9 protein-coding genes are annotated in these 12090 nt (G+C 63.7%); 1 reads left to right on the top strand and 8 read right to left on the bottom strand.

Annotation, left to right across the window (positions count from 1 at the left end; all coding sequences use genetic code 11):
• Positions 1-108 precede the first annotated feature (108 nt).
• The 3 genes from ACGK9R_RS13435 to ACGK9R_RS13425 all read right to left on the bottom strand — a co-directional run bounded on the left by ACGK9R_RS13435 (position 109) and on the right by ACGK9R_RS13425 (position 4573).
• Positions 109-1917, bottom strand: coding sequence for an acyl-CoA dehydrogenase C-terminal domain-containing protein (locus tag ACGK9R_RS13435; protein ID WP_394582029.1), 1809 nt, complete (start codon positions 1915-1917; stop codon positions 109-111).
• Positions 1918-2127: 210 nt separating this feature from the next.
• Positions 2128-2895, bottom strand: coding sequence for an SDR family NAD(P)-dependent oxidoreductase (locus ACGK9R_RS13430; protein WP_394582028.1), 768 nt, complete (start codon positions 2893-2895; stop codon positions 2128-2130).
• A gap of 1 nt (position 2896) precedes the next feature.
• Positions 2897-4573 (bottom strand): AMP-binding protein, encoded by a 1677-nt coding sequence (locus tag ACGK9R_RS13425; RefSeq protein WP_394582026.1) that lies wholly within the window; start codon positions 4571-4573, stop codon positions 2897-2899.
• A gap of 195 nt (positions 4574-4768) precedes the next feature.
• Between ACGK9R_RS13425 and ACGK9R_RS13420 the strand changes: the two genes are divergently transcribed.
• Positions 4769-5956, top strand: coding sequence for an acetyl-CoA C-acyltransferase (locus ACGK9R_RS13420; protein WP_394582025.1), 1188 nt, complete (start codon positions 4769-4771; stop codon positions 5954-5956).
• On the opposite strand, the gene pstB is transcribed toward ACGK9R_RS13420, so the two are convergent.
• From pstB to ACGK9R_RS13395, 5 genes are all read right to left on the bottom strand, one after another.
• On the bottom strand, positions 5953-6807 hold the full coding sequence (gene pstB / locus ACGK9R_RS13415) for a phosphate ABC transporter ATP-binding protein PstB (RefSeq protein ID WP_394582023.1): 855 nt from the start codon (positions 6805-6807) through the stop codon (positions 5953-5955). The genes ACGK9R_RS13420 and pstB overlap by 4 nt on opposite strands.
• Positions 6808-8166 carry a phosphate ABC transporter permease PstA gene (gene pstA, locus ACGK9R_RS13410; RefSeq protein WP_394582022.1) on the bottom strand — a complete coding sequence of 453 codons (1359 nt, stop codon included), beginning with the start codon at positions 8164-8166 and terminating at the stop codon, positions 6808-6810.
• Positions 8167-8172: 6 nt separating this feature from the next.
• Entirely contained in the window at positions 8173-9552 is a 1380-nt protein-coding gene (gene pstC / locus ACGK9R_RS13405; RefSeq protein ID WP_394582020.1) for a phosphate ABC transporter permease subunit PstC, read from the bottom strand.
• Between the two features lie 98 nt (positions 9553-9650).
• On the bottom strand, positions 9651-10667 hold the full coding sequence (locus tag ACGK9R_RS13400) for a substrate-binding domain-containing protein (protein WP_394582018.1): 1017 nt from the start codon (positions 10665-10667) through the stop codon (positions 9651-9653).
• Between the two features lie 142 nt (positions 10668-10809).
• Positions 10810-12018 (bottom strand): multidrug effflux MFS transporter, encoded by a 1209-nt coding sequence (locus tag ACGK9R_RS13395; RefSeq protein WP_394582016.1) that lies wholly within the window; start codon positions 12016-12018, stop codon positions 10810-10812.
• Between the last annotated feature and the right edge of the window lie 72 nt (positions 12019-12090).

Here is a 12090-nt window from a genome sequence, read left to right as displayed (position 1 = left end):
TGCGAAAAGTTTGATCAGCCGAACGAAAGGCTATAAGCCGCCGATGAAAACGAAAACCGGCAGCTCGAACTGCCGGTCGTAAGGTTAGCGGTAGCGTAGCGCTTGGGCTTAGATCTCGAAGCCCAGGCCGAAGTCGTCGCTCGAGATCGCCATCAGGCTCGAAGCGCCGGCCTGGATCATTTGGGCGTGCGCTCGGGTGCGCGGCAAGAGACGCTGATAGTAGAAACGCGCGGTATCGATCTTCGCCTGGTAGAACGCCTTGTCGTCACCTTCGAGCCCGGCTGCCGCAGTTTTGGCGGCGCGGGCGAAGAGGTACGCCAGCGCCACGTAGCCCGAGTACATCAGATAATCCACGCTGGCAGCCCCCACCTCTTCACGGTCCTGCATCGCCTTCATGCCCACGCCCATGGTGAGCTCGCCCCACTCAGCGTTGAGTTTGGCAAGCGGCTCGATGAATTCCGCAAGCGCCGGGTTGTCCGCCTCGGTTTTGCAGAACCTGTGAATCTCTTTAGTGAAGACCTTAAGCGACTCGCCCTGGCTCATCAGCACCTTGCGGCCCAGCAGATCGAGGGCCTGGATACCGGTGGTGCCTTCGTAGAGCCGCGTGATGCGCGCATCGCGCACCAGTTGCTCCATGCCCCACTCTCTGATAAAACCGTGGCCACCAAAGATTTGCACGCCTTCGTTGGTGCTTTCGAACCCTACCTCGGTGAGAAACGCCTTGACGATAGGGGTCAAAAGCCCAAGCAGCGTATCGGCGCGCTCACGCTCTTCACCCGCTGCCCCGTGCTCCACCTGGTCGAGCAGCTGGGCAGCGTAAAGCACCAGCATACGCCCGCCTTCGGCGAAGGCCTTCTGGGTCAGCAGCATGCGGCGTACATCCGGGTGCACGATGATCGGGTCGGCGGGCTTTTCCGGCGCTTTCTTGCCGGAGAGCCCGCGCATCTGCAGCCGGTCACGAGCGTAGGCCAGCGAGTTCTGAAAGCTCGCCTCGATCAATCCAAGGCCCTGAATGCCGACGCCGAGGCGCGCGGCGTTCATCATCGTGAACATGCAGGCAAGGCCCTTGTGGGGCGGGCCGACCAAATAACCCGTGGCATCGTCGAAGTTCATTACGCAGGTGGCGTTGCCGTGAATGCCCATCTTGTGTTCGAGCGAGCCGCAGACCACGCCGTTGCGCTCGCCGGCGTTGCCTTCGGCGTTCGGCAGGAACTTCGGCACCACGAACAGCGAAATGCCCTTCGAGCCTTCCGGAGCGTCCGGCAGCTTCGCCAGCACCAGGTGCACGATGTTCTCGGCAAGATCGTGCTCGCCTGCGGAAATGAAGATCTTGGTGCCGGTGATGCGGTAGGCGTTTTCTACCGCCGGCACGGCGCGGGTCTTGATCAGGCCAAGATCCGTGCCGCAGTGGGGCTCGGTCAAACACATGGTGCCGGTCCACACGCCTTCGACCAGTTTGGAGAGATACGTCGCCTTCTGCTCGTCGGTACCATGATGGCGCAGCGCATCGACGGCGCCGTGAGAGAGCCCGGGGTACATCCCCCAGGCCAGGTTACCGGCGCAGATCATCTCGGAAAGCGCCATCCCCAACGAATGCGGAAGACCCTGACCGCCGTGCTCGACCTCGGCAGATAGCCCGGGCCAGCCGCCTTCGACGTACTGCAGGTAGGCTTCGCGAAAACCGTCCGGCGCCTTGACGTCGCCGTTCTCCAGCCGCGTACAGCCCTGGGCGTCGCCAGTCTGATTGAGCGGCAAAAGCACCTCACGAGCGAAGCGCCCGCCCTCCTCCAGAATGGCGCCCACCACGTCCGGCGAGGCGTCGTCGCCCTTGCCGATCGCGGCGTAGTGCGCCGGGTAGTCGAGCATTTCGTCCATGACGAAACGCAAATCACGCAGGGGGGCTTGATAGCTTGGCATCGCGGGTCTCCTCAACCGTGATCGAAAGCCGCAGAGACAGGGCTTTCAAACGATTGTTTGAAATTAACGCCCAGGCACACGCGCGTCAAGCGGACGTTTGAATTTCCTCGAGCGTCAGAGGTTCTCTTTAGTCGAAGGCTTTATAAAGGGTAAAAGCGGCAGGCAGTAAAAAGCCCGCGGCGAAGGCCGCGGGCTCAGGCAGGTTCGCCTTCACTGCATACGGATTCCGCCATCGAGTCGAATCACCTCACCGTTGAGCATCGGGTTGGTGATGATCTGCTCGGCGAGCCGAGCGAACTCCTCGGCGCGGCCAAGGCGTTTGGGAAACGGCACGGCGGCGACCAGGGCGTCATAAGCATCGCGCGGAATCTCGCTCATCATTGGCGTTTCGAATACGCCCGGGGCGATGGCCATGACCCGCACCGCGTGGCGCGAAAGCTCGCGGGCGGCGGGCAGGCTCATGCCGACCACGCCGGCTTTCGAGGCGCTGTAAGCGCACTGCCCTATCTGGCCGTCGAAGGCGGCCACGGAGGCGGTATTGACGATCACCCCGCGCTCACCGGACTCAGCGGGCGCATTCTTCGCCATCGCCGCGGCGGCCAGGCGCATTACGTTGAAGGTGCCGACCAGGTTGATCTGAACCGTTCGCGCGTAGGCGTCGAGATCCGCCGGGTTGCCCTCGCGGTCGACGAGCTTGGCAACGCTCACCACGCCGGCGCAGTGAACCACCCCCGCAAGCCCCCGCTCGCCGCCGAGGGCAACGGCGGCCTCGACCACGCTTGCCATCTCCTCGCTCGAGGTAATATCCGCGGTCAAGGCGCGGGCGCGCTCGCCAAGCACTTTCGCCTGCTCGACCACGCGCTCGCTGACGTCGCACAAAAGCACGCTCGCCCCCAAGCCAATGAGACGCTCGGCGGTCGCCGCCCCCAGCCCGGAGGCGGCGCCGGTGACCAGAAACGTGCGCTGTTTGATCTCCATTTCACTGATCCTTCTTGAGGTTATCGCTCGCGCCATCCGCCTGGGCGCGCAGCTTGAAGCGCTGAATCTTGCCGCTGGGCGTTTTCGGCAGCTCATCGACGAATTCGATCTCGCGCGGGAAGGCGTGGGTCGACAGACGCTCGCGCACCAGCGTGCGAATTTCATCGGCCAGCGCTTCGCTCGGCTCGAACCCTTCCCGTAGCACCACGAAGGATTTGATGATCTCGCCGCGAATCTCGTCAGGCTTACCCACCGCCGCGGATTCTGCCACGCCCGGATGGGTCATGACGCTATTTTCAACGTCGGTCGGGCCGACCCGGTAGCCTGCGGTGGTAATGATATCGTCGTCACGCCCGGCGAACTGGAAGGTACCGTCCTTATTGCGGATGACCACATCCCCGGTCAGGTAGTAACCCTCAACGAAGGGGTCCTTCTCCTGCCAGGTGTAGCCCTGGAAAAAGTGCGCCGGCGAATGGGCGATATCCACCGCCAGCACGCCAGGCTCGCCTGGAGGGAGTTCGTTGTACTCGGCGTCGAGGATCGCCAGCCGGTAGCCCGGTAGTGGAACGCCCATGCCGCCGGCGTGCTTCGGATGCTCGAGCGCGTGGTGGCAGTTGCAGGTCATGCCGGTTTCGGTCTGGCCGTAGTGGTCCATCACCACGCAGCCCAGCGACTTTTTCACCCAGTTGACCACTTCGGTGTTGAGCGGCTCCCCCGCCGAGCTCGCCGCGCGCAGATTGAGCGTCTGGTGAGCATCGTCAAACAGGCCAGACGCCTTCATCAGGCGGTAGGCGGTGGGCGCGGCGGCGAAGTTGGTAATGTCGTGGCGCTTCATGAACGCAAGCGCGCCCTCGGCGCTAAAGCCCGCCTCGCAGAAGTGCGTGGTCGTGCCGAGCAGTAGCGGCCCGGCGATGGCGTAGTAAAGCCCGTAGGCCCAGCCCGGGTCGGCCATGTTCCAGAAGCGGTCCTCACGCTTCAAATCGACGGCGAGCTCCATGTAGAGCGCAAACGCCGTCATCGCCTTCAGCGGCACCGCCACGCCCTTGGGCTTGCCCACGGTGCCCGAGGTGAACATCTGTAGAAACGGCGCCTCAGGCTCGAGCCTCGGCGGCTCGCCATGCACCGGCGCATGCTCGAGCGCGGCCGCCCAGTCGTGATCGCTTTCGTGGTGCTTGCTCGGCCCGCCCACCGCCAGCACCGGCGGACAGTAGTTGAGCCCCTCGAACTTGTGACGATTGGCGTGATCGGTGACCACCAGCCGAGTGTCGGCGCGAGCCAACCGGTAGTCCACCGCGTCGGCACCGAAGGCGGTAAAAAGCGGCTGATACACTGCCCCCAGCCGCCAGCAGGCGAGCACGGTGATCAGAAGCGCCGCGGATCGCGGCAGCATGCAGGCGATACGATCGCCAGGCGCGATGCCCTGTTCGCTCAGCCAGCCGGCAAGCCTTGCGCTTTGTTCGTCGAGCTCACGATAGGTGAGCGTATGGGTCTGCCCGCGGGTGTCTTCATGAATCAGGGCGAGCGACTCGCCGCGCCCTTCCCTCAGGTGGCGCGCGCAGCACGCTTCGAACGCGTTGAGCTTGCCGTCCTGGTGGGTATCGAGTCCGGCGCTCACCTCACTGGTCGAGAAGCGTTCGAGATAGTCGGTGTAGGCGGGAAGCGAAGATGAAACGGTCATGGCGGCTCTCTTTTGTTATTGGAAGGAGCATTGGTTTACGTTAACGTAAACCCGACGTTTCAAGAGCGCAAGCGGGCAGCGAAGCCGCGAGCTTAGACGATGGTCGAGCGCGGCGCAGCGGCCAGAACGCCATCATCGGAACCGATAGCCAGTCTCCATAACAACGAACGCGCCAAACGCGTGAGGAGCCTTATCATGAGTAGCGCAAGCGACATCGTCTTTCTATCCGCCACCCGGACCCCCATGGGGGCGATGACCGGCTCCCTTGCAAGCCAGAGCGCCCCCGAGCTTGCCGCGGTGGCGATTCGCGCCGCCCTCGAGCGCGCCCATCTCGCGCCCGAGGAGATCGAAGAGGGTATTCTCGGCTGCGTGCTGCCCGCCGGGGTCAAACAGGGCCCCGCCCGCCAGGCGATGCGCCAGGCCGGTATTCCCGACGCGATCGGCGCCACCACCATCAACAAGCTCTGCGGCTCAGGGATGAAAGCGGCGATGCTGTGTCATGATCTGATCAAGGCGGGGACGAACTCGGTGATGCTCGCCGGCGGCATGGAGTCGATGTCCAATGCCCCGCACCTTTTGACCAAAGCGCGCAGCGGCTACCGGCTGGGTCACGGCGAGCTCAAGGACCACATGTTTTACGACGGCCTGGAGGACGCGGAGACCGGCAAGCTGATGGGCGTGTTCGCCCAGGAGATCGCCACCGAGCGCGGCTATACCCGCGAGCGCCTCGACGACTTCGCCATCGCCTCGCTCGAGCGGGCGATGAAGGCCAATGAGGACGGCTCCTTGAGTGCCGAAATGGCGCCGGTCACGGTCACTACCCGCCAGGGCGAACAGGTCGTCGACAAGGATGAGCAGCCCTTCCAGGCCAACCTCGACAAGATTCGCACCCTGCGCCCGGCCTTTACCAGGGACGGTACCATCACCGCCGCGAACGCCAGCTCCATCTCCGACGGCGCCTCGGCGCTGATCATCGCAAGCCGGGAAGCCGCCGATCGCTTGGGCGCAAAACCGCTGGCACGCATGCTCGGCCACGCCACCCACTCGCGCCATCCGAGCGAGTTCACCATCGCCCCAGTGGGCGCGATCGAGTCGCTTCTGAAAAAGGTCGGCTGGAGCGTGAACGACGTCGATCTGTTCGAGATCAACGAGGCCTTCGCCGTGGTCACGCTGATGGCCATCGACGATCTGGGTCTCGATCACGCCAAAGTGAACGTCTTCGGCGGCGCCTGCGCCCAGGGGCACCCGGTGGGCTCGACGGGTTCTCGCATCATCGCCACACTGATTCACGCGCTGCGTACCACCGGCGGCAAGCGCGGCGTGGCGAGTCTGTGTATCGGCGGCGGCGAGGCCACGGCGGTAGCGGTCGAGCTGATCGACTAGCCGAAACGCCCGGTGATGTAGTCGTGGGTGCGCTGATCCTGCGGGTTGGTGAAGATGTTGTCGGTGGTGTCGACCTCGGCGAGATCGCCCATGTGGAAAAACGCAGTGCGATCAGCCACGCGGGCGGCCTGCTGCATGTTGTGGGTCACCATGACGATGGTGTAGCTCTCGCTGAGCTCGTCGATCAGCTGCTCCACCTTCGCCGTGGCGATCGGGTCGAGCGCCGAGCAGGGCTCGTCCATCAGGATCACGTCCGGGCTCACCGCCACGGTGCGCGCGATGCAAAGCCGCTGCTGCTGACCGCCGGATAAGCCGGTACCGGGCTTGTCCAGGCGATCCTTGACCTCGTCCCAGAGCCCGGCGCGGCGCAGGCTGCTCTCGACGATGTCATCGAGCTCCGCCTTGCGCCGGGCAAGGCCGTGCAGGCGCGGCCCGTAGGCGATGTTTTCGTAGATCGACTTCGGGAACGGGTTGGGCTTTTGAAACACGATGCCCACCTGGGCGCGCAGCAGCACCACGTCGCGCTCCGGCGCATAGATATCCTTGTCGTCGAGGGTGATCCTGCCCTCGACCCGGCAGATGTCGATGGTGTCGTTCATGCGGTTCAGGCAGCGCAGAAACGTCGACTTGCCGCAGCCCGAGGGGCCGATGAAGGCCAGCACTTCGTTCTCGAAAATATCCAGATCGATCCCCTTGATCGCTTGGGTGTCGCCGTAGAAGACGTTGACCCCTTCGGCCTTGAGCTTGACCTTGTCTTTCGCCTTGCTGACCCGGCTTTCGCCGTTACCGACGCTGACGCTGGGTACGGCGGTGGCGCTGGTGCGCTCGGAGGAGTGTGTCGACGTATCCATTTACCACCTCGTTTCGAATTTTTTACGCAGCCAGATGGCCAGCGCGTTCAGGCTGAGCATCAGGCCCAATAGCACGATGATCGCGGCGGACGTGCGCGCCTCGAAGAAGTTGCGCAGCTCATTGCCCTGCCACAGGTAGATCTGGACCGGCAGCGCCGTGGATTGATCCATGGGCGTGGCCGGCACGTTGGCCACGAACGCGTTCATGCCGATCAAGAGAAGCGGCGCGGTTTCACCCAGCGCCTGGGCCACGCCCAGAATCGAGCCGGTCAGAATGCCCGGCAGCGCCAGCGGCAGCACGTGGTGGAACACGGTCTGCACGCGGGAGGCGCCGATACCCAGCGCGGCTTGGCGAATCGACGGGGGAATCGAGCGCAGTGAGGCGCGCGTGGCGATGATGATAGTGGGCAGCGTCATCAGCGTCAGCACCAGCCCCCCGACCAGCGGCGCCGACAGCGGCAGGCGCAGGTAGCCGATGAAGATCGAGGCACCCAGCAGGCCGAAGACGATCGACGGCACCGCGGCCAGGTTGTTGATGTTGATCTCTATGAGATCGGTCAGGCGATTTTTCGGCGCGAACTCCTCAAGATAGATAGCGCTCGACACGCCGATCGGTACCGACAGCGCGATCACCACCATCATCATGAACAGCGACCCCATGAAGGCGCCGGCCAGCCCCGCCGAGGCCAGCGAGCTTCGTGAGTCGGTATTGGTGAAAAGCGACGTGCTGAAGGATTGGCGCAGCACGTCCTGTTCTTGCAGCACGTCGATCCAGGCGCGGGACTGGGGGCTCAACTGCAGGCGCGCGTCCGGCAGATCGCGGTCGATGTTGCCTTTCACCCAGACATCGACATCGGCGCTGGCGAGCATTTTGAGCGACATCGTCTGGCCCAGAAGCGAGGGGTCTTCGGTGAAGCGGTCGCGCAGCGCGTAGCGCTCGCCGGAGGCGACCAGCGCGCGCAGATCGCGAAGCGCTCGTGGCTCGACTTCTTCGCCCAGCGCCTGTTCGAGCGAATAGTCGATCAGCGACTGCCAGTTCACCAGCCCCGCCTGGGTCAGCCACTGGGTCATGCGCTCGTCAAAAGCGAACTGGCTTTCGCCCGCTTCGCGCTCGGGTTTGGGCGGCAGGTCGATCACCTCCGGGTCAAACGTGACCTCGGTGTAGAGCGTGGCCTGCCAGAACGCCGGTATCCCCTTGCTCAGAATGCTGGCGAACAGGATGGCGACCAGTGTCAGTCCGGTCAGTACCGCCACCAGGCCCAGGCGGCGAAAACCGTTCTCCTTGCGGTGGCGTTTGGAGAGCGACTTCTCGATCGTCTCGAGGCGATGCTGGCGGCGCTGCTCAATCGTTGAGGACATGGTCACTTACTCGTATTGCTGACGATATTTGCGCACCACGATCAGTGCGATGACGTTGAGCCCCAGCGTGATCACGAACAGCGTCAAGCCCAGCGCAAAGGCGACCAGCGACTGCGGGCTGGCGAAATCCATGTCGCCGGTGAGCTGGTTGACGATGGTCACGGTGATCGTGGAGACCGCTTCGAAGGGATTGGCGTGCAGCACCGGGTTGTTGCCCGCCGCCAGCACCACGATCATGGTCTCGCCGATCGCCCGGCTCGCCGCGAGCAAAAACGCACCCACGATGCCGGGGAGTGCGGCGGGCAGCACCACCTGGCGCACGGTTTCCGATTTGGTCGCACCGAGCCCCAGTGCCCCATCGCGCAGCGATTTCGGCACCTGGGTGATGATATCGTCGGACAGCGACGAGACGAACGGGATGATCATGATGCCCATGGCGATGCCCGCGGTCATGGCGCTGGTGGTGCGAATGTTGATCCCCACCAGATCGCCGAGCATCGACAGAAACGGGCCGATTACCGTCAGCGCGAAAAAGCCGTACACGATGGTCGGAATCCCGGCCAGAATCTCGATGATCGGCTTGGCGATGCTTCGAAGCCAGGGCGAGGCGTACTCGGCCATGTAGATCGCGGTCATCAGCCCCACGGGGATAGCGACCAGAAGCGCAATAGCGCTGACCATCAGCGTGCCCCATAAAAGCGGCAGCAGGCCGAACTCGCCCTGGGCGCTGGATCCTGCGGTGCTGAATCGCGGATTCCACACCGTGCCGAAGAAGAAATCCGCCGGATGGATGAAGCTGAAAAAGCGCAGCGCTTCGCCGAGCATCGAGAGCACGATGCCGATGGTGGTGAAGATCGCCACCGCGGAGCTTGCGGCCAGGGCAAAGGTGATCACCCGCTCGACCTGGTTGCGCGCCCGCCAGGTCGGCGAAATGCGCCGGCGGGCCAGCACCAGCCCCGCCACGGCCAATACCGCCATCACGGCGATCAGCGCGACATGCTGCAGCGTTTGCAGCCGCGCCATGTGATCCGCTGCGGCCAGCTCCTCGGGGCTTGGGCCGCCGGCCACGCCGCGCCCGTCGGCCAGTGCCGCGATACGGCGCATCAGGGTTTGCATTTCCCGGTCGCCGAGCCCGCTGACCAGTTCCGGCGGCAGCTGCGAGCTGACCAGGGTATCGATCAGCTGCGGAGCAAGAAACGACCAGAGAAGAAAAATGGCCAGCGCGGGTAGACCGCACCAGAGGGCGACCAGGCTGCCGTAGTAGCCGGGGCGCGAGTGCAGCCGCACATCGTGGCTTGCCGCCACCGCGCGACTGCGCGTGAGTCCGAGGTGATATGCCAGGGCCATCAGCATCAAGAGCGTGGCTATCAAGGCAAAATTGCTCATTGGTTCGTCGCCTTTAACTTTCTACGTTTAAGCGCCGACATCGAAGCTTCGATGTCGGCGCCATCCGTTACTGCATCACCGCGGCAACCAGGCGGTGGTTACTCAGCGCTTACCACGGTGCGAGCTTCGAACGCATCGAGCTGCTCCTGACGCTCGCCTTCGTCCATCGGAATCAGGCCTGCGTCTTCCAGCGGGCTGCCGTAGCCGGAGGTCATGTCGTTGAGGAAGAACTCGGTGTACTCGGCCAGACCCGGAATGACGTCCAGGTGCTCGCCTTTCACGTAGAAGTAGAGCGGGCGTGATACCGGGTACTCGCCGGAACCGATGGTCTCGAGGCTCGGCTCGATGCCGTCCATGGTCGCCACCTGCAGACGGTCACGGTTCTGGTCGTAGAAGCTCAGGCCAAACACGCCCACAGCATTCTGCTGGGCGTCCAGGCGCGCCAGAGTTTCGGTGTAGTCACCGGCGATTTCGACGATACGGCCGTCGCCGCGAAGATTGTTACAGGCGTCCTCTTCCACTTCGGCGACCGCTTCGCAGCCGGCGTGCAGAACGCGCTCTTCGAACACTTCACGGGTACCGTGGTTGGAGGCCGGGATCACCAGCGTGATCTCCTGATCCGGCAGGCTATCGTCGATGTCGGACCAGTTGGTGTAGGGGTTGTCGACCAGCTCGCCGTCTTGCGGCACCTGGGCGGCGGCGGCCTTGAAGACGAACTCCGGCGTCAGCTCGAAGGCGTTCTGATCGAGACGCGAGGCGAAGACGATACCGTCGTAGCCGAATTTCACCTCGAGGATTTCATTGACGCCGTTCTGGCCACAGCTTTCGACTTCGCCTTGACGGATCGGGCGCGAGGCGTTGGCGATGTCGATGGTGTTTTCACCCACGCCCTGGCAGAACTGGCGCAGACCGCCGCTGGAGCCGCCGGAGCCGACGACCGGAGTGTTGAACTGGGAGTAAGTGTTACCGAACTCCTCCGCGACGATACTGGCAAACGGCAGTACGGTGGAAGAACCCGCAATCTGGATGGTATCGCGGGCCATGGCCGCGGTGGCTACGCCGGCACTCAGAGCGGCTACTACGGCAACACTTAGCGTCTTTCTGGTTACGTTCATCGTCGCGTTCCCCTTGGTGTGACATCCAGCGTGGCGCTGGAAAAATGGCTCTTGGCCTTCAACACCGAGGAGTCTGACGCGCTTTCATTGCAGTTATATGACAATAATGTCTTCTCGCGATCTTTTTGATTTTTTGAGCGCTTTAGCCCTTCCCCGCCTGGGCGGCGGGCTGTTTGGAAGGACGTGAGGTGAGCACGCGCACGCCCACGTTACCCAGGAGCGCCGCCGCCAGCATGGTCAGCACCATGGGCCAGAGATGGGCGACTTCGAAAAGCCCCACCATGACCCCGGCCAGCGCCCCGCAGGTAAACTGGATACCGCCCAGCAGCGCCGTCGCGGTGGCGCTGATATGGCCGAAGTGATCCAGCACCGAGGTGATCGCGTTGGGCGCGATCAACCCGATCATGCCGGTGAAGACCATGACCAGCGCCACGACCACCCAGAGCGACCCAAGCCCCAGCGCGTTGGCCAGCACCAACGCAAGCGCCGCCGCCAGCTGAACGGCCAGCCCCAGGCGCAGGTTCTGCTGCGGCGTGCGGTAGCGCAGTAGATGAATATTGACCCGGTTGGAGAGCGCGATGACCACCACGTTGACGCCGAACACCAGAGGATAAACGCTCGGCGACAGCGAAAAGTACTCCAGATAAACGAACGGCGAAGCGGTCACAAACGCAAAGAGCCCGGCGAAGGAGGCCGCCACGGCGAAGATGTAGCCCATCGCCTCGCGGTGGCACAGCACGCTCTTGTAGTTGTCGAGCACCTGACGCGGCGACGCCGCCGGCAGGCTCATATCTCGGGTCTCCGGCAGCTTCGTGCCCAGCAGCCAGAGCAAAAACCCGGCGTAGACGGCCAGAAACACGAAGATCAGCCACCAGTCGGCCACATGCAGCAGAAGGCTCCCCACCGCCGGTGCCACCAGCGGCGCCAGCATCATGATCATCGCCATGGTCGACATCACCTTCGCCGCCTCGCGCCCGCTGAAGCAGTCGCGCACGATCGCCGCCGAGTTCACCACGCACGCCCCACCGCCCAGCGCCTGCACGAAACGCCAGCCGAGCAGCGCTGTCAGGCTATCGACGGTGGTGATCAGAAGGCTCGAGAGTAAAAAGATCACCAGCCCGCCCATCAGCACCGGCTTGCGCCCGACCCGATCGGAAAGCGGCCCGAAGCAGAGCTGGCCGAAGGCAAAGCCGAACAGAAAGACGCTGATCGAAAGCTCGGTGCGGTGAATGCTCTCGTCGATCGCCTCGGCCAGCGTGCCGATCGCCGGCAGGTAGGCGTCGATGGCAAACGGCGCAAGCGCGGTGTTGGCGGCGACCAGAAGCGCCACCCGGCGTGAGTCGAGTTGCATAAAACTCCCGGAAAAAACGAAGAATCGATGACCCATGATACTGCACGCGCTCGCCCGCCGGCGTCGAAAAAC

The sequence above is a fragment of the Halomonas sp. HNIBRBA4712 genome (genome assembly GCF_043558675.1).
Taxonomy (GTDB): domain Bacteria; phylum Pseudomonadota; class Gammaproteobacteria; order Pseudomonadales; family Halomonadaceae; genus Vreelandella.
This window is presented reverse-complemented; position numbering and strand designations above follow the sequence as displayed.

Coding starts and splice junctions, on each gene's coding strand:
- ACGK9R_RS13435 (WP_394582029.1), bottom strand. CDS start 1,917: ATGCCAAGCTATCAAGCCCCCCTGCGTGATTTGCGTTTCGTCATGGAC.
- ACGK9R_RS13430 (WP_394582028.1), bottom strand. CDS start 2,895: ATGGAGATCAAACAGCGCACGTTTCTGGTCACCGGCGCCGCCTCCGGG.
- ACGK9R_RS13425 (WP_394582026.1), bottom strand. CDS start 4,573: ATGACCGTTTCATCTTCGCTTCCCGCCTACACCGACTATCTCGAACGC.
- ACGK9R_RS13420 (WP_394582025.1), top strand. CDS start 4,769: ATGAGTAGCGCAAGCGACATCGTCTTTCTATCCGCCACCCGGACCCCC.
- pstB (WP_394582023.1), bottom strand. CDS start 6,807: ATGGATACGTCGACACACTCCTCCGAGCGCACCAGCGCCACCGCCGTA.
- pstA (WP_394582022.1), bottom strand. CDS start 8,166: ATGTCCTCAACGATTGAGCAGCGCCGCCAGCATCGCCTCGAGACGATC.
- pstC (WP_394582020.1), bottom strand. CDS start 9,552: ATGAGCAATTTTGCCTTGATAGCCACGCTCTTGATGCTGATGGCCCTG.
- ACGK9R_RS13400 (WP_394582018.1), bottom strand. CDS start 10,667: ATGAACGTAACCAGAAAGACGCTAAGTGTTGCCGTAGTAGCCGCTCTG.
- ACGK9R_RS13395 (WP_394582016.1), bottom strand. CDS start 12,018: ATGCAACTCGACTCACGCCGGGTGGCGCTTCTGGTCGCCGCCAACACC.